This is a genomic window from Bacteroides ilei (assembly GCF_900128495.1).
GTDB classification, from domain to species: domain Bacteria; phylum Bacteroidota; class Bacteroidia; order Bacteroidales; family Bacteroidaceae; genus Phocaeicola; species Phocaeicola ilei.
On record NZ_LT635801.1, the window covers coordinates 2,484,629 to 2,508,349 of the forward strand.

Sequence of the window (23,721 nt, forward strand, 5' to 3'; positions counted from 1 at the left end):
ATATGAAAACAGTAATAATGGCAGGTGGTAGAGGAACTCGCATCGCTTCTGTAGCAAACGATATTCCCAAACCAATGATTAGAATATGCGGAAAGCCTATTTTAGAATATCAGATAGAGAATTTGAGGGCTTGTGGACTTACAGATATAATACTTGTCATAGGATATCTGGGGAATGTTATAAAAGACTATTTCGGGAACGGTGAAAAATGGAATGTCAAGATAGAATATTTTATTGAAGACACACCTTTAGGTACGGCCGGAGCTTTATTTAAAATACCCCAATTGACAGAAGACTTTTTATTGTTATGCGGAGACGTGATATTGGACGTGGATTTTAACCGTTTTATTGATTTCCATAAATCAAATAATGCTTGGGCAAGCCTGATGGTACATCCGAACGGACATCCATACGACAGCTCTTTGATTGTCACAAAAGTTCTTCCGCCACAGGAGAAAGGAGGCTTACCTGTTGACACTCATCAAGTTTTAAAATGGATAAATAAGGAAGATGAAAGAATATTCTATAAAAACAGGGTAAATGCGGGTATAGAAATTATATCTCCTGAACTGTTGAAAGAGACTATGAAGAACTTCATTCCAAGACACCCGGAAACCCCGGATAAAATAGACCTTGACAGAGATGTTTTAAAACCTAATATCAAAAGCGGAAAGATATATGCATACGATACCCCTGAATATATTAAAGATATGGGTACACCGGATAGATTTTATGAAACTACAAAGGATATAGAAACGGGTAAAGTTCATGCGCGCAACTTAAAGAACAAGCAAAAAGCGATTTTCCTGGATAGGGACGGAACCATAAACAAGTCATCCGGATTCATAACAAATCCGGAGCAATTCGAATTAATACCGGGTGTCGCTGAGGCAATCAGATTAATAAACAAATCAGGGTATCTGGCCATAGTTGTAACAAATCAGCCTGTCATAGCACGAGGTGAATGCTGTTTTGAACAATTACAATCCATTCATGATAAAATGGAAACGGAATTGGGTAAAAATGGAGCATTCATCGATGGTATATATGTATGTCCCCATCATACTGACAAAGGTTTTGCTGGTGAACGCCCCGAATATAAGTACGACTGTGATTGTAGAAAGCCGAAACCGGGACTTATTCTACAGGCAACAAAAGACTTTAATATAGACTTATCGCAATCGTATATTATTGGCGACAGTAATCGTGATATAGATGCAGGGACTAATGCCAAACTGAAAGGGTGTATATTGATTGAAGAGAATGGTATAAATTCTTTAAAACAGAAAGTTATTAAAATTATAGATTCAAACTTATAAAGATATGAAGATAATATACTTTCACAGAAAACCTTCACTAGCTAATAGTATAGAAGAGAATTTTAAAGACTTTATAGCGAAAATGGGAGAAAACAACGATGTTGAAGTCTTTTCTATGCCATATACTGGAGGTAATCCAATTAATTTATGGAGAAACATTCGTTTTATCAGGAAGCATAGCACAAAAGATGGTATAAACCATATCACCGGAGACATTCATTATGGAATTTTGGGATTGATAGGTAGAAAATCAGTCCTTACAATACATGATGATTATGCTATGCGTATGGCTCATAGAGGTCCATTAGATAAATTATATAAATATATTTTTTGGATATGGTTACCCATTAAATTGGCATCTGCTGCAGTTTGTACTAATCCATTTGTTCTAAAATCAATACAGAGATATTATAATAACAAGAAGTTACAAGTAATAACGCATCATCATCTTCCTCCTATCTTTTCACCTAAGAATAAGCCTTTTAATAAAGAATGTCCAGTTTTGTTACAAACAGGAACTGCAGTAAATAAAAACCTGGAGACAACAATTGAGGTTATAAAAGGAATGAATGTAAAATTACGTGTTTTAAAAAAAATGACAGATAAACAAATTGAATTATGTAAGAAATATAACATTGATTTTACAAATAGATATGGACTTCCTTTTTCTGAGGTCGTTGCAGAATATGACAATGCTGACATTGTTTTATTTCCAACTTTATTTGAAGGTCTGGGTGTACCTACAATAGAGGCACAGGCAGCAGGTAAACCGGTAATTACAACTAATAAAGAACCTATGAATTGGGTAGCCGGTCCTGATGGGGCTCTATTACTCGACAATCCGTTAGACGTAGAAGAATATAAATCTAAACTAATACAGTTAATTAATGATGAATCTTTACGAAACCGTTTAATAACAAATGGACTCAATAATATAAAAAGATTCTCATTAGAAAATGCGATAAAACTATATTGGGAATTATATTGTAAATTATAAAACTTATCATTGTTGGCTATAACTATATGTTTCTAATCCCATACAATAGATTTTTATGAGAAAAAGCAAGACAGCCCTATATAGAAATAGAACATTATTATTTTGTTTTCATGTAAGCTTCCAAAATTGGCGTATTGACTAGCATGGTTCTTTCCCATACCTTCGTGCTAAACTTAAAACTCGAAAGATTATGTTTAGCGAAAAAGATTTTGAAAGACTGTGGTTCCTCTACAAAACCGAGGGTGAGCCCAATGGAGTTTCCATCAACTCGTTCTGCATTGGCAACAATATTCCATACACGGCATTCTATGACTGGTTCAAGAAGACACAGAAGAAGGTTGTACCTGTAGAAGTGGAAGGTATTCCTGAAGAGTTGCTCCAAAGCGACAATACACATGAGGATGTTACTGAGGACAAGCCCAAACGTACAACTCCCCATAAAGGAAGTATCATGGTAACGATAAGAACCCGTGAGGGCTTGTGCATTCAGAAGAAAGGCTTAGACTATCAGGGGCTGAAAACGCTGGTAGAGAAACTGGAGGGCTTATGCTGAGCATCAACGGTCTTCACAACTTCTACTACCTTCCTGAGCTTCATGATATGAGATGCAAGGCTCAGCGTATATGTGAGATAATCCGCGGCAGGTACCACCGTGACCCGATGAACGGCGATGTTTACATGTTCATGTCTAAAGACCAGCGCAAGGTTCGCATGATACACTATGAGCGCAATGCCTATTATCTTCATGAGAAGTCCTTCATAAAGGGCTACAGGTTCATGAGGATAGAGCGCAAGGACGATGTGACAGTGTATAAGATAGACTGGAAAGACCTGGTCACGATACTTGAAACTCCGGTAATAACGAGCATAAGAATTTAATGATATAACTCTGAATATCAGCAATAAAAGTTCTCTAAATATTTGTGTATCTCACTGAAAATGAGTATTTTTACATAAAATTTAGAGAACATGGAAACAGAGGAACTCATAGAACACATACTCAGACAGAAGCATCTTGAAGAGATGATGAACAGGCCTGAAAAGGAGCATACACCCCTTGAAGGTATGGATAATGAGCAGATAAAGAGGTTCGCCCTGTTCCTGTTTGAGGAGAATCAGAACAAGAGCAAGCAGCTTGATGAAATGATAGCACGACTTGATGAAATAGGAAAAGACCTGAAGGAAGCCAACCGTAAGATTGATTCCCTTACAGATGCCCTGCTTAAGGCAAACAGCAAGGCAGAGAAGGCTGCCATTGAATGCAAGCTCCGCGACAAGGAATACAAAAAGCTTGAGAAAAAGCATAACGCCCTTGTCGAGCGTCTTTCACTTATGAATAACCAGACTTACGCTTCATCCAAAAGCCTTAAAGGCATTGACCGCAAAAAGGTCGTAAAAGGAAAGCATGACGACAAGGATGACTTTGACGGAACTCCCACTGCTCCGGCTGGTGAAGTTCCACAGTCAGACTCTGCCGCATCATGCGACGCGCAGGATACTCCGGCCACTCCTCATTCCAAGGAAAGACCGTATAGAAAAGGGATGAGATACAACAAGAACTGTGTAGGTACCCCGATAATACACAAGTCCGATTATACAATGCTTCCTGAGGGGTCTGTAGTGATATCATCAAGCTATCGTAAAATAAGAAATATCGTGAGCCATATTGAGGAACATCACTTTGAAGTGCTTAAGGTAAAGCATGCCGACGGCAGGATTGAAAGCATGTTCCTTCCTATGAAGGATGACGCCCGGGCTGACATCTACAATGAGATTGTACCGGGTACAAGCATTACGGCAAACATGCTCTCGTATCTTATGTTCAACCGCTTCCAGATGTCAACACCGGCATACAGGGAAGCTAAAAACCGTCTGTCGGATATGGACTGGAACACTTCTGTGCAGAACCTGCTGAACTGGGCCGACAAAGGTGCCATGCAGCTGAACAAGCTGATACCTGCCCTCAAGAAAATTGCCCTTCAGGACGGTGCGAACGTGAATGTGGACGAGACATGGCTTCGTTACCACGCTTACAATAAGAAACGCAAGACCTATATGTGGTGTCTGGTAAACAGAAAAGCCCGTATTGTCATCTTCTTTTATGAGAACACAACGGACGATGAAGGTTTGCAGAAACATGGAGGAAGGAGCAGAAATGTGTTGAAGGAGTTCCTTGGTGATGCAAAAATCAAATCACTGCAGAGTGACGGTTATAACGTATATATGTATCTTGACAACGAACTTATGGATATAGATCATCTCTGCTGTCTGGCTCATGCAAGGGCAAAGTTCAAGTATGCCTTCGACCAGGGAAGCCCGCAGGCAAGAATCTTCCTTGAGCAGATAGCAAAGCTATACGGCATGGAAGATACTTATCGCCGGGAAAAACTTACTGCAGACGAGATTTACCGCAGAAGGAACAGTAAGGAAACGACGGAAATCATCGATAGGATAAGGACAGAGCTTTATGATCTGCTTGCAAATCCGGATGAGAGCCGAAGTGAACTTATGAGCAAGGCCCTTAACTATCTGAAGAACTTCTGGAATCAGATCTTCGCCTACAGAAATGACGGAGAATACTCAATAGACAATATGGCGGCGGAAAGAGCGATAAGACCAATCACTGTCCAACGAAAGAACAGTCTGTTCTTCGGAAGCGTGAAAGGAATACAGAACTCCGCAATCTATAATACCTTTATAGAAACCTGCAAACAGGTAGGTGTCTCCTTCAGGGATTACTTCTGCAGGCTGCTCAGAGAATTAAAAAAGGGAAGAACGGATTACGAAAACCTGCTTCCCATGACAATATGCAAATAATAATCGTTAAATGTGTGAACTCTTTTTTAGACGGGTGCCTGCTGGCACCCGTCTAAAAGGGGCTACCCTAAAATTGGAAACTTACTGTTTTCATTTTATGCCATAGTTCTTGGAGATAGTAATTAGTTGTCAAATTTAGTATTTGCTGCTGGTATTGTATTTCATTTCTTCCAAAGAGAATAAAAAGAATTATGGACATCAATATTTTCATAGAAAAGAAAACAGAGTGGAATAAAAAATAATGCTAAAACAAAATATTGTATAAATAAAATACTGATAAATAGTTTTAATAATGAAAATAAGTCTTCTAATTACCGGTGATTTTTGTCCTCATCTAAATGATTTAGATGATAATTCTTTTGAAGACATAAAAGACATATTGTCTGGTCATGATTTAATTATAACTAATCTTGAATGTGCGCTTAAATATAAAGATGAAAAACCTATAATTAAAGAAGGACCCTCATTATACAGTAATGAAGAACAACTAAAATATATAACTTGCTATGGTAAGACTCTTTTTACAATAGCTAATAATCATACATTGGATTATGGTTATGAAGGATTTAATAATATTATAGACTATTGTAAAAATAATTCAGTTGAATTTGTCGGAGGAGGGAAAAATTCAGAAGAAGCTTCAAAACCTTTTTATTTTGAAAAAGATAAATGTAAAATAGCCATTATAAATTGTTGTGAGCAGGAGTTTTCCATCGCAGGTGATATGACTTCTGGAGCAAATCCTATGGAGCCTATTAAAATATATAATCAGATACAACAGGCTAAGAATAAAGCTTCAATAATAATATTAATAGCTCATGGCGGACATGAATATTATCAATTACCAAGTCCTCGATTACAAGAAAATTACAGATTCTTTATAGATGCTGGAGCAAATGCTGTTGTTGGCCACCATCCTCACTGCATAAGTGGTATGGAAGAATATAAAGATGGAATTATTTTCTATAGTTTGGGTAATTTTTATTTTAACAATAAAAATCGAGATAGAAGTGTATGGAATGAAGGTTTTTGTTTAAATATAAAAATAGATTCTGTCGCCCAAAAGATATCAACTTATGAAAAGATACCATATGTTCAATGCTATAATAATAATAAGATACTAAAACTAAGAGAACCTGATTTATCTATATTTAATAATAAATTTGATGAGTTAAGTTCGATAATAGTTGACGATATGCGTTTGAATGAAAAATATTGTAAATACAAGAAATCACAAGAGAGAAAAGCGATTTCACGTATTTTACCATATACTAATAGATATCTCGTAGCTTTATATAAAAGAGGCTATTTACCTTCTTTACTCTCAAGAAAGGATTTGGCAACACGCTTAAACGCTGTAAGATGTGAATCACATAGAGAATTACTGATTTCTGCACTAAATAAAAAATATCTTAAGAAATGAACGCAAAAGATTTAATATTTTGGATAAAGAATAGGCTTTTCAGAAAGGCTGCATGCTCTCAATATAAGTTATCGCTTATTAATATTTCTTTAAATTCCGGGGGGGGGCAAATTAGAATATTTAAAAAAATTAAATTGGGAAAGAAGAATTGAAATAGTACAATTTGCATATGATAACATACCATTCTATAAAGAATATTATGATAGCAAAGGTTTCAATCCTTCTGATCTTAAAAAAGAAAAAGACTGGGAAAAAGTTCCTATTCTTCCTAAAAAGTTAGTGCGAGAAAACATAGAGAAAATCAAAAATTCAAATGTACCGGATAAACATATAGGAATAGCAACAACAGGAGGATCTACCGGATTACCACTAAAAATCTATACAGACAAAAGGTTCAATTGGGAAGTGTTAGGATGGAGAATGTTCAAGCAATGGGACGTTTCCCCCGCCGATAATGTTGGAATTATACATAGAAGAGTGCCTACCACTTTTTTCGGAAAATTTAAGAACAGAGCCTTATGGTGGCCTACCCAAAGAGCTTATCTGAATGCTTCCTCGATGAATGAGGAAGAAATAAAAAACTTCGTAAATGAGATTATCAGCAAGAAAATAGTTTGGCTTCAGGGATACGTGGGTGGATTGGAAAAAGTTGCCGATTATATAAATACACATAATATTTCAATAACTACATTGAGATTAGTTTGGTCAACAAGTGCTCCATTGATGGATAATGTCAGACTAAAAATGGAAAGAGCTTACAATTGTAAGATTATGAATCAGTATGGTTCTAATGAGTTTCCTAATATTGCCATGCAATGTAAAGATTCGGATGATTTGCATATTAATTACGATTCAGTACACATAGATATTTTATCTAATAACAAATATGTAACTGATGAGGAAGGTGACATACTGGTAACATGCTTTGAGAATAAGGTCTTTCCTCTAATCAAATATGAAATAGGTGATAAAGGTACAATCATATCAACATCCTGCAAATGCGGCAACCCATTGCCTCAACTTAAAAGAATAAAGGGTAGGACTTCTGATTCTGTTTATACTCCCAATGGAAGATATATTGATGGCAATTATTTAACTTGTTTGTTTGATGATTATCCTACAATCTTTGATCAATTTCAGGTATATCAGGCGAAGGATTATTCTTTAGATATCAGAGTCAAAATATACAAAGATAATGTAGAGACAAAGAAAGCTCTTGATACCATAAAGAGAACACTTGAAGCTAAAGTAAATAATGAAATACCCGTCAGTATATCTATTGTGAACCATATTAATGATGATAAGGGGAAAATAAGATATATAATCAGTGAAATAGCATTGGATAAAATAAAGAACAATTTATGAAAGTCCTTCATTTCGGAACCCTTAATGTCAATGCCGGAGGACCGGCTATGAGTACCTATAACACGCTTTATGGACTCAAACAACAAGGAGTTAACGCAGAAATAATCATGTATCCTCTTTCTACAAACGGGAAACTAAGAGGTGAAGAGGTGCAAGTTCATTATGCCAAAGCTCCATTGGAACACAAATTAGCATACTCTCCTACTCTAAAAAAAGAGATAAAGGCTTTGGGTGATTACGACATATATCATGCCCAGGGTGTATGGCAATATCCGACATACGCCATAGCAAATGTGGCAAAATCATTGAATAAACCTTATATCATTACCCCAAGAGGAATGCTTTATCCGCAGGATATAAGGAAATCGAACAAGTTTTTCAAACTCCTGTCGTTAAAGCTTCGACTATTAAATGATCTGAACAAGGCTGCTTGTGTACAGGTGACATGTATGGATGAAATGAGGTATTGCAGGGAACTTGGAGTGACCTCTCCTATCGCTGTTATTCCTAACCCTATAGAAATCAAAGAATATACCGAGAAGAAGAAAGATGATATATTCAGGCTTGGTTATTTAGGCAGGTTGTCGCCAAGAAAAAATGTAGAGAGCCTTATATATGCTTTTGATGATTTAAAAGACATAGCAAAGGATGCTGAATTGCTGATAATAGGTGGTGGAGATGAAAAATACGAACGTTTCCTGAAGGACGAAGTAAAAAGGCTTGGACTGAATAACGTAAGATTTACAGGTTTCCTTTCAGGCAAAGAGAAAGATGAAGCTATAGCCTCTGTTTCCGTTTTGGCTATGCCAAGTGAATTCGAGAATTTGGGGAATGTCATTCTTGAAGGCTTAATAAGACGTATCCCATGTATAGCAACCAAAGGTTCACCATGGGAAGAACTGGAAACACACAAGTGCGGATGGTGGGTTGATTATAACCAGCAAGTAATTACAGAAGCAGTAAAAAAGGCTATACAATTACCTCAAACTGAATTGGATGAAATGGGTGAAAGAGGTCGTAAGCTGATGGAAGATAATTATTCGATAGAAGAAGTCGCAAAGAAATTCAAGATCCTTTATGAATGGATCTGTACAGATAAAAATAAACCTTCTTTTGTTTATTTTAATACATAGTTATTACTAACAATGATTAATAAAGTTCAGCTTGATTCTTTTTCAAACGGAAATTTTAGTAAGGGAACAGGTTTTCTTAAAATAATTATATGGTATTTCGTGAACGCACTAATTGTACGCGCCTCATGGAATCCGTTTATGGGAATAAAGATAGCTCTGTTAAAAGCATTCGGGGCCAAGATAGGTAAAGGGTTGATAATAAAAAATAATGTATGTATCAAGTTCCCATGGAAACTAACTATTGGAGATAATGTTTGGTTGGGTGAAAATTGTTGGATAGATAATCTGGATTACGTTACTATTGGTAACAATGTGTGTATATCGCAAGGGGCTTTACTACTTACTGGTAATCATGATTATACCCTTACTTCGTTTGATTATAGAAATGCTCCTATCATCATAGAAGATGGAGCTTGGATTGGAGCAAAATCAGTGGTTTGTCCGGGAGTAACAGTTCATAGTCATGCGCTACTGACTGTTGGATCTATTGCAACAAAGGATATGGAGGAATATAGTATTTATCAGGGGAACCCAGCTAAACAGATAAGAAAAAGAATAATCAGATGAAAAAACTAAAAATATTTTTGGCTATTCCAATTATTTTGTTAGGGGGGGGGGAAATCGCCCTAAGAATTTACGGATTATGCAATGCCCCACTCTATCAGGCAAGTGACAAATATGAATATATGGTTTGCCCCAACCAGGAGGGCTCGAGATTTTTCAACCATTACAAGTATAACAGCTATTCGCAACGAAGTGACGAGCCGGACAGCACAAAGACCATAATATTAGGGCTTGGCGACTCGGTGATATTCGGAGGAATACAGACAGACCAGAAGGACTTGGCTACGTCTGTATTCACGGCAGAAACGGGAATGCAGATGCTGAACATTTCTGCAGGCAGCTGGGGACCGGATAACTGTGCGGCGTATTTGAAAGAGAAGGGTCTGTTCAGGGCAAAGGCTATGTTTCTGCTTGTGAGCAGCCACGACGCACACGACAATATGGATTTTCAGCCTATAGTTGGAGTGCATCCTGCCTATCCTGACAAACAGTATAAATTGGCTCTATGGGAACTGATGGACAGATATGTGATGCCACGGGTGTTCAAGAAAAAGAGTACGGAGCCTGATCCTGACCAGAAGGTGGCGCAGGGTGTGGGGATAAAGAAAGGCGGAATGGTATTCAATTCGGGTTTTGACGAGCTGAAAGCCATAGCAGATAGTGCCGATATTCCCTTGGTGGTATATCTGCATGCAGACCTGGATGAACTGAAAAAAGACAAATACAATGAACAAGGCATGGAAATAATAGACTGGACAAAAAAGAACAAGGTAACTCTAATAAAAGAACTGGACTACAACTTTACGGAAAAGGATTACAGAGACGGAATTCATATCAACGCTAAGGGACAAAGGAAGCTGGCAGATATAATGGAAAAAATTATGCCGGAATATATAAAATGACGATTAATGAAAGTTTCAATAATAACCTCGTGCTTCAATCGTGAAGCTACCATAGCACAGGCGATAGAAAGCGTACTGGCACAGGACTACCCGGACATAGAATACATCGTAGTGGACGGAGCCAGTAAGGACAACTCACTAGAGGTGATAAACCGCTATAAGGACCGCATAGCGAAAATCATCTCGGAACCGGACAGAGGTATGTATGAGGGTATCAACAAAGGTATCAAACTGGCTACCGGAGACATTATCGGTCTGCTGCACAGCGATGACTTTTTATATTCCACTGACACCATCAGTAAAATAGTCCGGAAATTCCATGATTCGAAAGCAGACTTCGTGTATGGGAACGGACTGTTTGTTGACTTTCAGGATACAAACAAGGTAATCCGTAACTGGATAGGAGGAAATTATTCCAAATGGAAAGTGAAACACGGATGGCTTCCTTTGCACCCGACATGTTATATCCGGAAATCCTGCATAGACCGACTAGGACTTTATGATGAGAGCTACAAAATAGCGGCAGATTCGGATTTCCTGTTCCGCTACCTCTATGAAGCGAATCTGAAGGTATCCTACCTGAACGAATACATTGTCAGGATGCGGATGGGAGGGCTTTCTACCGATAGTGCCAAGCGCAAACAGATGTGGGAAGAGGATGTACGTATGTACCGGAGCCATGGGCTCCCCCCTACCTGGACTAAACTTCAAAAAATGGCCTGGAAGATACCTCAGTTCATTACAGCCAAATTAAAATTTTAAATTCTCGAAATATGAACGATTTCAAGCATATAAATATCGCCGTAGCCGGTACAGGCTATGTAGGTCTGTCCATCGCTACCCTACTGGCCCAACACCATAGAGTGACGGCTGTAGACGTGATTCCTGAAAAAGTCAATAAAATCAATAATAAAATCAGTCCGATACAGGACGAGTATATCGAAAAATACCTGGCTGAAAAGGAACTGGACCTGACCGCTACGCTGGACGGAGCTTCCGCCTACAAGGATGCGGACTTCATCATCATCGCGGCTCCGACCAACTATGATCCGGTGAAGAACTATTTCGACACAAGCCACGTGGAAGAAGTGATTGACCTGGTGCTGGAAGTGAACCCGGATGCGGTGATGGTCATCAAGAGCACTATCCCGGTAGGTTACTGCCGGAGCCTGTACGTGAAGTACGCGGAGAAATTCAAAACCTCTCCTGCCCTTCAGGGAAAGAAATTCAACCTGCTGTTCTCGCCGGAATTCCTGCGCGAGAGCAAGGCCCTCTATGACAACCTCTACCCCAGCCGCATCATCGTGGGCTATCCGAAATTCATCGACGGACGGGATGCCGAAAATGCAGCCATCAACGCCATCGCCGGAGAACACCTGGAAGAAAAGGCACATGAGTTTGCGGCCCTGCTACAGGAAGGGGCTATCAAGGAGAATGTGGAAACGCTGTTTATGGGACTGAAGGAAGCAGAGGCAGTAAAGCTTTTCGCCAATACATACCTTGCCTTGCGTGTTTCCTATTTCAATGAACTGGATACATACGCCGAAGTGAAAGGGCTGGATACACAGGCTATCATTCAGGGTATTTGTCTGGATCCACGTATCGGTACACATTATAACAATCCGTCGTTCGGCTACGGGGGCTACTGTCTGCCGAAAGACACGAAGCAGCTTCTTGCCAACTATGCAGACGTACCGGAAAACCTGATTCACGCCATTGTGGAATCGAACCGTACACGCAAGGATTTCATTGCCGACCAGGTGCTGAAAATGGCCGGATATTATGATTATTATAACCGGGGAGACTTTGACCCTGCGAAAGAGAAACAATGCGTCATCGGGGTGTACCGCCTCACCATGAAATCGAACAGCGATAACTTCCGCCAAAGCAGTATCCAGGGCGTTATGAAACGTATCAAGGCCAAAGGAGCCACCGTAATCATTTATGAACCTACGCTGGAAGACGGCAGCACCTTCTTCGGGTCGAAAGTAGTGAATGATCTGGAAACATTCAAACAGCAGAGCCAGGCCATCATAGCCAACCGCTATGATACGTGTCTGGACGATGTAAAGGAAAAAGTATATACACGGGATATATTCAGAAGAGATTGACATAAAAACAAAAAACAAACTTTTAATAATTTTATGAGTAACAAGACAGCATTGATTACCGGTATCACCGGACAGGACGGCTCTTTCTTGGCTGAGTTCCTATTGGAAAAAGGTTATGACGTACACGGCACCATCCGCCGCTCGTCGGTAGACTACCGTGAACGTATCGCACACCTGGAAGGAAAGCCACACTTCCACCTGCACTATGCCGACCTGGGAGACTCCATGAGCATAATCCAGGTGGTGAACAAGGTGAAACCGACCGAAATATATAACCTGGCCGCACAGAGCCATGTGCAGGTGAGCTTCGACTCGCCGGAATTTACGGCCGATGTGGACGCTACGGGCGTGCTCCGTGTGCTGGAAGCCGTGCGCCAGTGCGGACTGACGGAGACCTGCCGCATTTACCAGGCATCGACTTCGGAACTGTACGGCAAGGTGGAGGAGGTTCCGCAGAACGAGAACACACCGTTCCATCCTTACAGCCCGTATGCCGTGGCCAAGCTGTACGGATACTGGATAGTGAAGGAATACCGCGAGGCATATAACATGTTCTGCTGCTCGGGTATCCTGTTCAACCACGAAAGCGAACGCCGTGGGGAGACTTTCGTAACCCGCAAGATCACGCTGGCCGCCGCGCGTATAGCACAGGGCAAGCAGGAGAAGCTGTACCTGGGTAACCTGTCTTCCCTGCGTGACTGGGGCTATGCGAAGGACTACGTGGAATGTATGTGGCTGATCCTGCAGAACGACAAGCCGGAAGACTTCGTGATAGCTACGGGTGTGCAGCACTCGGTACGTGAGTTTACGGAACTGGCCTTCAAGTATGTGGGCATCGAGCTGGAGTTCAAGGGTGAAGGGCTGGACGAAAAGGGCTACGACAAGGCTACCGGCAAGGTGCTGGTAGAGGTATCTAAAGACTTCTACCGCCCGACGGACGTGGTGAACCTGTGGGGTGACCCTACCAAGGCGAAGGCGAAACTGGGCTGGAACCCGTCGAAGACCAGCTTTGAGGAACTGGTGAAGATCATGGTAGACCATGACATGGCGAAGGTGGCCGTGGAGAAGGCAGGCGACCATATCCGGATGAACCTGGCCGAATACCTGGAAAAAGGAATCGTGAAATAAGGGACGTTTTTAAAAGAAAGGGAAAAAGATATGTTGGAAAAATCGGCCAAGATATATGTGGCGGGACACCATGGACTGGTGGGTTCCGCCATCTGGAACAACCTGAAGGAAAGGGGCTATGAGAACCTGGTGGGCAAATCGCACAAGGAACTGGATCTGCTGGACCCGGTAGCGGTGCGCCGCTTCTTCGATGAGGAAAAGCCGGATGCGGTGGTGCTGGCTGCCGCACATGTGGGCGGCATCATGGCCAACCTGCATTACCGGGCGGACTTCATCTACCAGAACCTGCAGATACAGCAGAACGTGATAGGCGAAAGCTTCCGTCACGGGGTGAAGAAGCTGCTCTTTCTGGGCAGTACGTGTATCTACCCGCGTGAGGCTCCGCAGCCGATGAAGGAGGAATGTCTGCTGACTTCGCCGCTGGAATATACCAACGAGCCGTATGCCATTGCCAAGATTGCGGGACTGAAGATGTGTGAGAGCTTCAACCTGCAGTACGGCACGAACTACATTGCGGTGATGCCTACCAACCTGTACGGACCAAACGACAATTTCCACCTGGAGAACAGCCACGTGCTGCCTGCCATGATCAGGAAAATTTACCTGGCCAAATGCCTGAACGAAGGCGACTGGGCTGCGGTACGCGAGGACATCGGTCTGCGCCCGGTAAGCGTGATGCGCAACGGTGAGAAGTTTGTGGTGGACGGAACATCGGACGAGAAGGACATTACGGAGGTGCTGGCTCATTACGGCATAGCGGCCGAAGCGGTAACGCTGTGGGGCACCGGAAAGCCGCTGCGTGAGTTCTTGTGGAGCGAAGAAATGGCGGACGCCAGCGTGCATGTGCTGCTGAACGTGGACTTCAAGGATACGTATAGCACCGCAGTGAAGAATGCCGACGGCATTACGGAGATACGTAACTGCCACATCAACGTGGGCACAGGCAAGGAGCTGAGCATAAAGGAAGTGGCAGAGAAGATCATGAAGGAGATAGGCTTCAAGGGCGAACTGCGCTGGGACGCTACGAAACCGGACGGCACCCTGCGCAAACTGACTGACGTGACGAAGCTGCACAGCCTGGGATGGCACCACAAGATTGAAATAGACGAAGGTATACACCGCCTGTATGAATGGTATCTGAAGGGTATCTGCATTAACCATCAGACAGTGTAAGAGAAAACTGAATGGACTTGATTAAATTTACACCGATCTACAAGCCTACCCTGTGGGGTGGCAACAGAATACATATGTACAAGGGATTCCATACCCTGCCGGAACAGATAGGCGAAAGCTGGGAGCTGTGCGCTATGGAAGGAAACAATACGGTGGTAGCGGAAGGCAGGTACAAGGGCATCCCCCTACCCGACCTGGCGGACGAACTGAACGAGAAGCTGGTGGGAACAGAGAACTACCGCCGGTACGGAAATCGCTTCCCGCTGCTGGTGAAGTTCATCGACGCCCGCACGGATCTCTCGGTACAGGTACACCCGGGAAACGAACTGGCACGCATGCGGCACAACTGCCCGGGGAAGAGCGAGATGTGGTATGTGATAGACGCCGAACCGGGGGCGCGCCTCTGCCTGGGATGGAACCGGGAAATGACACCCGGGGAGTATGAAGACCGGCTGCGGAACCACACCATAGAAGAGGTGTTGCGCTGGCACGACGTTCACCCGGGGGATGTGTTCAACGTACCGGCAGGACGGGTACACAGCATCGGGGCGGGCATCCTGCTGGCGGAGATACAGCAGCCATCGGACATTACGTACCGCATCTATGACTACAACCGCCGGGATGCAAAGGGGAACCTGCGCGAACTGCACACGGAGCTGGCCAAGGATGCCATAGACTACCGCCTGGCGGACAACGCCCGGGTAGCATACACTCCCTGCAAGGACAGGCGGGGGGAACTGCTGGACACGCCGTACTACCGTACTTCCCTACTGGACCTTACACAGCCCATGACGTGCGACTACACGGAGCTGGACAGCTTTGTGGTGTATGTGTGCGTGGGCGGAAGGGCTACGCTTCTGCCCGACGGTGGTGCGGCATGCACGCTGGCACAGGGTGAAACGGTACTGGTACCTGCCTGTGTACACATGGTGGAGATAAGACCGGAAGGCGGAGTCAGGCTGCTGGAGTGTGGGGTGTAGCGTAAACAAGAATAACGCCGAAGGAATGAAGAAATACGTTACGGCCGGACATAGACTCATGGCCTTTACGTATACTCCCGAAAAGTAACGGACCAAACAAAGATGCAATTACCCTACGAACCGCAGGCATCCGTCTCTCCCTGGAGGAACGGATGCCTGCAGCGTTTATGGGGGGGGGGGGGGGGAAAGGGACAAGGGACTATGGCACGAAGGTTCCACCTCTTCCCATTCCGAACAGAGAAGTTAAGCTTCGTCACGCCGATGGTACTGCGTAAAAGTGGGAGAGTAGGTAGTCGCCGTCTTATCAAGGCCCCGAGGTCAGTCCGACTTCGGGGCTTTTTTTTATGCCCGATAAAATACGAATGTATTATTTCATATGGAAACAACAATTAAAAAAGAAAAAATATATTGGGTTTCTAGGGATTATCAATATTTATTTGTAACTTTGCTGCCCGATTTATATAGTGTTTCAAATTGGGAAAACTGAATACATATAAGGTTGAGTTAAAGGATATGAGTCAGGATTCGTGTGTTTATGAGTATACGCTGACTGACGATTTCTTTACTGCAATTGATGCTCCTGAAATTCAGAAAGGGAATTTAAAAGTACTTTTGAATGTCAGGAAGAGTATCGGTGTCTTCCTTTTGAGTTTTCATATTGAAGGTACGGTGGTTGTACCATGCGACCGTTGCTTGGATGATATGGATGTATCCGTCAATACGGATAATGAGTTGAAGGTAAAGCTCGGTATGGAATTCTCGGATGAAGAAGAGTTGGTTGTGGTTCCGGAAGAAGACGGATATATAGACGTCGCCTGGTTTATGTATGAGTTTATAGCTTTGAGCCTGCCGATGAAACATGTGCATGCGCCCGGTGAATGTAATAAAAGCATGATGGGAGCGTTGAGCCGACATTTAATGACATCGGCTGATGAGGAGGATGATTTTGCGGATGATATGGATGACGAAATCTATGATGAAGCGGAAATACCTCAGCAGACAGATCCCCGGTGGGATGCTTTGAAGAAAATATTAGATAATAATTAAATAAAGTTTTAGAAAAATGGCACATCCTAAAAGAAGACAATCAAAAACGAGAACTGCTAAGAGAAGAACTCATGACAAGGCAGTTGCTCCTACTTTAGCCATCTGCCCTAATTGTGGCGCATGGCATGTTTATCACACAGTATGTGGAGCTTGCGGTTATTACAGAGGTAAAGTAGCTATTGAAAAAGAAGCTGCTCTTTAATAAAAAAGCTTAGTTAGACACGTGTGTGTTGACATGTAAAGGATAAAAGCCGGAGAGCTTTCGGCTCTTCCGGCTTCTTTTATATGGAGAAACACATCAATCAAACTTTAGAAATGATGGAAAAAATAAATGCTGTAATTACAGGCGTCGGTGGATATGTTCCTGACTATGTATTGACAAACGAAGAATTGTCACGCATGGTGGATACTAACGACGAGTGGATTATGACCCGTATCGGAGTCAAGGAAAGACGTATCTTGAACGAAGAGGGTTTGGGTACTTCATATTTGGCACGTAAGGCTGCCAAACAATTGATGCAGAAGACAAACTCAGATCCGGATTCAATTGATGCGATCATTGTTGCTACAACGACTCCTGACTATCATTTCCCTTCAACTGCCTCTATTTTGTGTGATAAGTTGGGATTGAAGAATGCATACGCATTCGACCTGCAGGCTGCATGCTGCGGTTTCCTCTATGCAATGGAAGTCGCTGCCAGCATGATTCAGTCGGGAAGACATAAAAAAGTGATCATTGTCGGTGCCGACAAAATGTCTTCTATGGTCAATTATTCCGATCGTGCAACTTGTCCGATTTTCGGTGATGGTGCTGCAGCCTGTATGGTAGAAGCTACTACTGAAGATTATGGTATTATGGATTCTATCCTTAGAACAGATGGCAAAGGACTTCCGTTCCTTCATATGAAGGCTGGTGGTTCTGTTTGTCCTCCGTCATATTTTACAGTCGACAATAAGATGCATTATCTGTATCAGGAAGGTAGAACCGTATTCAAATATGCTGTATCGCATATGTCGGATGTTACAGCTGAGATAGCTGCAAAGCATGGCTTGACTAAAGATACAATTGATTGGATTGTACCTCATCAGGCTAATTTGCGTATCATTGATGCCGTTGCTTCTCGTCTTGAAGTTCCTTTGGATAAAGTGATGATCAATATCCAGCGTTATGGAAATACCAGTGCCGGTACATTGCCGCTTTGTTTATGGGATTTTGAAAAGCAGTTGAAAAAGGGCGATAACATCATCTTCACAGCATTCGGTGCCGGATTTACTTGGGGTGCTACTTATGTGAAGTGGGGATATGATGGTAACAAATGATAGAATCAGATTCAAATCAACCCAGATAGAAAAACGCATCCCAACCCGATGCGTTTTTTTGTCTGTCAATTAACTATATCTTTATGCACAAAGCCGGATTTGTAAATATTGTAGGTAACCCGAATGTCGGAAAATCTACTATAATGAACTTGTTGGTGGGCGAACGGATTTCTATCGCAACGTTCAAGGCACAGACAACGCGTCACCGTATTATGGGAATCCTGAATACGGACGATATGCAGATTGTCTTCTCTGATACTCCGGGAGTCTTGAAGCCTAATTATAAGCTTCAGGAATCTATGCTGAACTTTTCGGAGTCGGCACTTGTTGATGCAGATGTGTTGCTTTATGTGACCGATACTGTTGAGAAACCGGATAAAAACGCTGATTTTATTGAGAAGGTCCGCAATCTGAAGGTGCCTGTATTGTTGCTTGTCAATAAGATCGACCTGACCAATCAGGAGAATCTGGTCAAGATTGTAGAAGAGTGGCATGAAATATTGCCTGATGCTGAAATCATTCCTGTTTCGGCCAAGGCTAAGTTCAATGTGGATGTCGTGATGAAACGTATCAAGGATCTGATTCCGGATTCACCTCCATACTTCGGCAAGGACCAGTTGACCGACAAGCCTGCCCGCTTCTTTGTTACGGAAATCATTCGGGAAAAGATTCTGTTGTATTACGATAAGGAAATCCCGTATGCGGTAGAGGTAGTCGTAGAACAGTTCAAGGAGGAAGCTAAAAGCATTCACATCAATGCCGTCATTTATGTGGAACGGGAATCTCAGAAGGGGATAATTATCGGACATCAGGGCAAGGCTCTGAAAAAGGTTGCGACTGAGGCCCGCAAGACGTTGGAACATTTCTTCCAGAAGGCTATCTATCTGGAGACTTTCGTAAAAGTCGATAAGGACTGGAGAAGTTCGGATAAGGAACTGAAGAACTTTGGATATCAATTAGATTAATTATATTCGGCTGTGATAGCCGTAGTTTATTCAAGAAAGAATATGGGAAATTTAGTAGCAATTGTGGGACGTCCCAATGTGGGAAAGTCGACACTGTTTAATCGCTTGACAAAAACCCGTCAGGCAATTGTGAATGAACAGGCCGGTACAACCCGCGACCGCCAATATGGAAAGTCGGAATGGTTGGGAAAGGAATTCTCTGTAGTTGATACAGGAGGATGGGTGGTCAATTCGGATGATGTGTTTGAAGAAGAGATCCGTAAGCAGGTAGTTCTGGCAATTGAGGAAGCCGATGTAATCTTGTTTGTGGTAGACGTGATGAATGGAATTACCGATCTGGATATGGAAGTCGCTTCCATCCTGCGCCGTTCCAAGACTCCGGTAATTGTGGTAGCAAATAAGACCGATAACAACAATCTGCAATACAATGCTGCCGAATTCTATTCGTTGGGTCTGGGAGATCCTTATTGCATTTCTGCCTTGAGTGGTAGCGGGACCGGTGATTTGTTGGATCTGATCTTGTCTAAATTCAAGAAGGATGTAGAGGAAATGGTGGACGAGGATATTCCGCGTTTTGCTGTAGTGGGACGTCCTAATGCCGGAAAGTCATCTATCGTGAACGCCTTCATCGGCGAGGAACGTAATATAGTAACGGATATAGCCGGTACAACCCGTGACTCCATCTATACGCGTTATGACAAGTTCGGCTTCGATTTCTATCTGGTAGATACTGCTGGTATCCGTAAGAAGAATAAGGTAAATGAAGACCTGGAATATTATTCTGTAGTACGTTCGATCCGTTCCATTGAGAATTCGGATGTATGCATATTGATGCTTGACGCTACCCGTGGTATCGAAGGGCAGGACCTGAATATATTTTCGCTGATCCAGCGTAACCAGAAGGGGTTGGTAGTTGTAGTCAATAAATGGGATCTGGTGGAAGACAAGAGTGTAAAGGTGATGAAGAATTATGAAGATGCCATTCGCAGCCGTTTTGCTCCGTTCACTGATTTCCCAATCATTTTCGCTTCTGCAGTGACCAAACAACGTATCTTTAAAGTGCTGGAAGCGGCAAAGGAAGTTTATCAGGCACGTACAACGCGTATTCCGACTGCCCGTTTGAACGAAGAGCTGTTGCCGTTGATCGAGGCGTATCCGCCACCTTCAAATAAAGGTAAGTACATCAAGATAAAATATGTAACCCAGTTGCCGAATACTCAGGTTCCTTCGTTTGTGTTTTTTGCAAATCTGCCACAATATGTGAAAGAGCCGTATAAACGTTTCCTGGAGAACAAGATGCGTGAACGTTGGAAACTGTCGGGAACACCGATAAATTTGTTTATCCGTCAGAAATAATGATGGGGTATCTGATATAAAGACAGGAAGCAGAATTCTTTGGAACTCTGCTTCCTGTCTTTATTTTAAGTCTGGATGTGTTTCTTTTATTTGTTTCCTTCTTCCTTTACTTTTTTCAGCAGATCGGAAGCGAAAATGAAATTGTTTAACCGTTCGTTGGTGGACTTAAATACATCGTTTTTTGTCCCCTCCCATTCTTTATGTCCTTCGTAGATATATAGAATACTGTCACCGATGCCCAATACTGAATTCATGTCGTGTGTATTGATTACGGTAGTCATATTGTATTCTGTGGTAATGTCATGAATCAGTTCATCGATAACCAGGGAAGTCTTGGGGTCAAGGCCGGAATTCGGTTCATCGCAGAACAGGTATTGTGGCTGTAGGGCGATGGCACGTGCTATGGCTACACGTTTCTGCATACCGCCACTTATTTCACCCGGATACTTTTTCTGTGCATCAATCAGGTTGACACGGTCCAGACAGAATTGGGCCCGTTCTACACGTTCGCGGTAGGTCATTGTCGAGAACATGTCGAGAGGAAACATTACATTTTCCAGAACAGACAAGGAATCGAACAAGGCTGCACTCTGGAAAATCATACCCATTTCACGGCGCAACTTTTTCTTCTCTTTCTTGTCCATGGTAATCAGGTTGCGGTTGTCATATAGTACTTCGCCCTTCTCTGGTGTAAGAAGTCCTACCAGACATTTCATCAGGACCGTTTTTCCTGAACCGCTTTGTCCGATAATCAGGTTGGTCTTGCCATTTTCAAAAGTGAAATTGATATCGTTAAGGACATTACGTCCGTCGAACGATTTATAGATTGAATTGATCTGTATCATCCCATTAACAATTGAGTAAGTATCAAATCGGAGAATAGAATCAGGACACTGCTGCAAACGACCGAATCGGTACTGGCTTTACCTACTGCAATTGATCCTCCTTCTACGGTATAGCCGAAATAGGCCGATACACTGGCAATGATGAAGGCAAAGAACAGTGATTTGATGAAACTGCACCAGATGTACCATTCTACAAAACTGTATTGCAGTCCGTAGGTCAGGTCGGTGGCGGTCATGATACCTCCGAACCAGGCTGTACAATATGCTCCTATAATACCGGCTACAATACTGAATACAACCAGAAACGGAATCATGGTCATCAGTCCCAAGATTTTAGGGAGAATCAGATAGGAAGCCGAATTGACTCCCATAATTTCAAGGGCGTCGATCTGCTGGGTTACCCGCATTGTTCCGATTTCGGACGCAATGTTGGAGCCTACTTTACCGGCCAATATCAGACACATGATTGATGAAGAGAATTCCAACAAGAGAATTTCACGGGTAGTATAGCCGACAACGAAACGAGGCATCCAAGGACTTTCAATGTTCAGTTTGATCTGGATACAGATAACGGCTCCGATGAATAGTGATATCAGCAGTACGATACCGATGGAGTTGATTCCCAACTGTGCCATTTCGTTGACGTATTGTTTCAGGTACATCCGGATGCGTTCCGGACGGGAGAACACCCGGCCCATCAGCATGAGGTATTTACCTAAAGTAGTAATTGGTTTTACCATATGATTCTATATAAATTTGTACAAAAGTACTGTTTTTTAGCTATATTATAATAAAAGCCGGGATGAAAATAGCTGGATGTACCATAGAACCCAAGATTTTTACTACTTTTGCCGTCGGTAACCGTTTGGGGGAATTTTTACTTGGAGCGGTTGTGTAATTGACTAAAAATAAAGATTATGGCAGAGCAGGAAAATCAGCAGCAACCTGAAAATACGTTTGAATTACCTTCTGACGGGCGCATGGTACTCCGTACCGAAAACCTGGTGAAGAAGTATGGGAAACGTACGGTGGTCAGTCATGTTTCTATCAATGTGAAACAAGGTGAAATTGTAGGACTTCTCGGACCGAACGGTGCGGGCAAGACTACCTCGTTCTATATGACGACCGGACTGATTGTTCCGAATGAAGGACATATTTATTTGAATGATCTGGATATAACCGGCTATCCTGTATACAAGCGTGCTCAAAGTGGTATCGGTTATCTGGCTCAGGAAGCGTCTGTATTCCGGAAAATGAGTGTGGAAGACAATATCGCTTCCGTACTGGAGCTGACAAAGACATCAAAGGAATATCAGAAAGAAAAACTGGAAAGTCTGATCAGTGAGTTCCGCCTGCAGAAGGTCCGGAAAAACTTGGGGGACCAGCTTTCCGGAGGGGAACGTCGCCGTACGGAAATTGCACGTTGTCTGGCCATTGATCCGAAGTTTATTATGCTGGATGAGCCTTTTGCAGGAGTTGACCCGATTGCCGTAGAAGATATACAGCATATTGTCTGGAAGCTGAAGGACAAGAATATCGGGATTCTGATTACCGACCATAATGTACAGGAAACACTGAGTATTACTGACCGTGCCTATTTGTTGTTCGAAGGAAAGATTCTTTTCCAGGGAACGCCGGAAGAATTGGCGGAAAACAAGATTGTACGTGAGAAATACCTCAGTAACAGTTTTGTGTTGCGTAGGAAAGATTTCCAGACAAGGGGAGATATCCGGGAATAGATGACCGGGTGAAAATAAAAAGGAAGTGGCAGAAACAGTCGGGCTGTTTCTGCCACTTCCTTTTATGGGATTATGGACGGTTCGGGTTATTCGATTTTATTACTGCATGTTTTAAAACCAATTGTCTTCCGGCAAATTCTGTTCCGTTCAGTTCATCCAGTATTTTCGCTGCTGACTGATCATCCATTTCGACAAAACCATAGCCTTTCGATTTTCCTGTTTCACGGTCTCTGATTATCTTTACAGAGCTGACAGTTCCATAAGCGGACAAGAATTGTCCCAGATCTTCTTCCTTAACCCGATAGTTAAGGTTCCCAATGTACATATTCATGTTGGTAAAAGTATAAAATAAATGATTCGTTTCTTTTAGATCAGTGAGGTTAAAAGAAATTTGAGGGATTCGGTCAACGAGCGTTTACACAATGGGCTTGCGCTTATGAAGTAAAAACTAGAAGTGGAAATCGCTAAGCTTAATTTAATATCACTTTTCAGGAATCAAAGAAAACGATAATTTGTTGGATAAGCAAATTTTCAGGT

At 42.5% G+C, this 23,721-nt stretch carries 24 protein-coding genes and 1 rRNA gene; 22 read left to right on the forward strand and 3 right to left on the reverse strand.

All coding sequences use genetic code 11. The annotated features are described in order from the left end of the window. Positions 1 to 2 precede the first annotated feature (2 nt). From gmhB to der, 21 genes are all read left to right on the forward strand, one after another. Positions 3 to 1,319, forward strand: a complete 1,317-nt coding sequence (gene gmhB / locus BQ7489_RS10700; RefSeq protein ID WP_072530995.1) for a D-glycero-beta-D-manno-heptose 1,7-bisphosphate 7-phosphatase — start codon at positions 3 to 5, stop codon at positions 1,317 to 1,319. A gap of 4 nt (positions 1,320 to 1,323) precedes the next feature. After that, positions 1,324 to 2,316, forward strand: a complete 993-nt coding sequence (locus tag BQ7489_RS10705; protein ID WP_072530996.1) for a glycosyltransferase — start codon at positions 1,324 to 1,326, stop codon at positions 2,314 to 2,316. A gap of 190 nt (positions 2,317 to 2,506) precedes the next feature. Continuing rightward, on the forward strand, positions 2,507 to 2,869 hold the full coding sequence (locus BQ7489_RS10710; protein WP_072530538.1) for a hypothetical protein: 363 nt from the start codon (positions 2,507 to 2,509) through the stop codon (positions 2,867 to 2,869). A 47-nt stretch (positions 2,870 to 2,916) separates the two neighbouring features. After that, positions 2,917 to 3,195: a transposase gene (gene tnpB, locus BQ7489_RS10715; protein WP_230315480.1), complete on the forward strand. Its 279-nt coding sequence runs from the start codon at positions 2,917 to 2,919 to the stop codon at positions 3,193 to 3,195. Positions 3,196 to 3,285: 90 nt separating this feature from the next. Beyond that, complete coding sequence (tnpC, locus tag BQ7489_RS10720; RefSeq protein ID WP_072530997.1) at positions 3,286 to 5,133, forward strand: IS66 family transposase; 1,848 nt, start codon at positions 3,286 to 3,288, stop codon at positions 5,131 to 5,133. 292 nt (positions 5,134 to 5,425) lie between these two features. Then, entirely contained in the window at positions 5,426 to 6,556 is a 1,131-nt protein-coding gene (locus tag BQ7489_RS10725) for a CapA family protein (RefSeq protein WP_083580572.1), read from the forward strand. 279 nt (positions 6,557 to 6,835) lie between these two features. After that, positions 6,836 to 7,921, forward strand: coding sequence for a phenylacetate--CoA ligase family protein (locus BQ7489_RS10730; RefSeq protein WP_072530998.1), 1,086 nt, complete (start codon positions 6,836 to 6,838; stop codon positions 7,919 to 7,921). Continuing rightward, entirely contained in the window at positions 7,918 to 9,054 is a 1,137-nt protein-coding gene (locus tag BQ7489_RS10735; protein WP_072530999.1) for a glycosyltransferase, read from the forward strand. Before BQ7489_RS10730 ends, BQ7489_RS10735 begins: the two co-directional genes overlap by 4 nt. A gap of 12 nt (positions 9,055 to 9,066) precedes the next feature. Further along, positions 9,067 to 9,621, forward strand: a complete 555-nt coding sequence (locus BQ7489_RS10740) for a WcaF family extracellular polysaccharide biosynthesis acetyltransferase (protein ID WP_083580574.1) — start codon at positions 9,067 to 9,069, stop codon at positions 9,619 to 9,621. Next, a complete protein-coding gene (locus BQ7489_RS10745) occupies positions 9,618 to 10,520 on the forward strand; it encodes a hypothetical protein (protein WP_072531000.1) in 903 nt (300 codons plus the stop codon). Before BQ7489_RS10740 ends, BQ7489_RS10745 begins: the two co-directional genes overlap by 4 nt. A gap of 6 nt (positions 10,521 to 10,526) precedes the next feature. Next, positions 10,527 to 11,282 carry a glycosyltransferase family 2 protein gene (locus tag BQ7489_RS10750; RefSeq protein ID WP_072531001.1) on the forward strand — a complete coding sequence of 252 codons (756 nt, stop codon included), beginning with the start codon at positions 10,527 to 10,529 and terminating at the stop codon, positions 11,280 to 11,282. Positions 11,283 to 11,293: 11 nt separating this feature from the next. Next, a complete protein-coding gene (locus BQ7489_RS10755) occupies positions 11,294 to 12,631 on the forward strand; it encodes a nucleotide sugar dehydrogenase (RefSeq protein WP_072531002.1) in 1,338 nt (445 codons plus the stop codon). A 33-nt stretch (positions 12,632 to 12,664) separates the two neighbouring features. Beyond that, a complete protein-coding gene (gmd, locus tag BQ7489_RS10760) occupies positions 12,665 to 13,759 on the forward strand; it encodes a GDP-mannose 4,6-dehydratase (protein ID WP_072531003.1) in 1,095 nt (364 codons plus the stop codon). A gap of 30 nt (positions 13,760 to 13,789) precedes the next feature. Beyond that, complete coding sequence (locus BQ7489_RS10765; RefSeq protein ID WP_072531004.1) at positions 13,790 to 14,932, forward strand: GDP-L-fucose synthase family protein; 1,143 nt, start codon at positions 13,790 to 13,792, stop codon at positions 14,930 to 14,932. Positions 14,933 to 14,943: 11 nt separating this feature from the next. After that, on the forward strand, positions 14,944 to 15,912 hold the full coding sequence (locus BQ7489_RS10770) for a type I phosphomannose isomerase catalytic subunit (RefSeq protein ID WP_072531005.1): 969 nt from the start codon (positions 14,944 to 14,946) through the stop codon (positions 15,910 to 15,912). A gap of 192 nt (positions 15,913 to 16,104) precedes the next feature. After that, a 5S ribosomal RNA gene (gene rrf / locus BQ7489_RS10775) occupies positions 16,105 to 16,214 on the forward strand. Between the two features lie 211 nt (positions 16,215 to 16,425). Continuing rightward, positions 16,426 to 16,959: a YceD family protein gene (locus BQ7489_RS10780; protein ID WP_072531006.1), complete on the forward strand. Its 534-nt coding sequence runs from the start codon at positions 16,426 to 16,428 to the stop codon at positions 16,957 to 16,959. 16 nt (positions 16,960 to 16,975) lie between these two features. Beyond that, positions 16,976 to 17,161: a 50S ribosomal protein L32 gene (gene rpmF / locus BQ7489_RS10785; RefSeq protein ID WP_072531007.1), complete on the forward strand. Its 186-nt coding sequence runs from the start codon at positions 16,976 to 16,978 to the stop codon at positions 17,159 to 17,161. A gap of 116 nt (positions 17,162 to 17,277) precedes the next feature. Further along, entirely contained in the window at positions 17,278 to 18,279 is a 1,002-nt protein-coding gene (locus tag BQ7489_RS10790; RefSeq protein WP_072532137.1) for a beta-ketoacyl-ACP synthase III, read from the forward strand. An 83-nt stretch (positions 18,280 to 18,362) separates the two neighbouring features. Beyond that, positions 18,363 to 19,244 (forward strand): GTPase Era, encoded by an 882-nt coding sequence (gene era / locus BQ7489_RS10795; RefSeq protein WP_072531008.1) that lies wholly within the window; start codon positions 18,363 to 18,365, stop codon positions 19,242 to 19,244. A gap of 42 nt (positions 19,245 to 19,286) precedes the next feature. After that, entirely contained in the window at positions 19,287 to 20,600 is a 1,314-nt protein-coding gene (gene der, locus BQ7489_RS10800) for a ribosome biogenesis GTPase Der (protein ID WP_072531009.1), read from the forward strand. Positions 20,601 to 20,686: 86 nt separating this feature from the next. Here der and BQ7489_RS10805 read toward each other — a convergent pair whose 3' ends face one another. Then, entirely contained in the window at positions 20,687 to 21,445 is a 759-nt protein-coding gene (locus BQ7489_RS10805; protein WP_072531010.1) for an ABC transporter ATP-binding protein, read from the reverse strand. Next, positions 21,442 to 22,185: an MlaE family ABC transporter permease gene (locus BQ7489_RS10810; RefSeq protein WP_072531011.1), complete on the reverse strand. Its 744-nt coding sequence runs from the start codon at positions 22,183 to 22,185 to the stop codon at positions 21,442 to 21,444. Before BQ7489_RS10810 ends, BQ7489_RS10805 begins: the two co-directional genes overlap by 4 nt. A 177-nt stretch (positions 22,186 to 22,362) precedes the next feature. Here BQ7489_RS10810 and lptB point away from each other — a divergent pair, with 177 nt between their 5' ends. Further along, on the forward strand, positions 22,363 to 23,184 hold the full coding sequence (lptB, locus tag BQ7489_RS10815) for an LPS export ABC transporter ATP-binding protein (RefSeq protein WP_072531012.1): 822 nt from the start codon (positions 22,363 to 22,365) through the stop codon (positions 23,182 to 23,184). Positions 23,185 to 23,254: 70 nt separating this feature from the next. Here the strand turns inward: lptB and BQ7489_RS10820 are convergent, their stop codons facing one another. Next, positions 23,255 to 23,515, reverse strand: a complete 261-nt coding sequence (locus BQ7489_RS10820) for an RNA recognition motif domain-containing protein (RefSeq protein WP_072531013.1) — start codon at positions 23,513 to 23,515, stop codon at positions 23,255 to 23,257. Positions 23,516 to 23,721 lie beyond the last annotated feature (206 nt).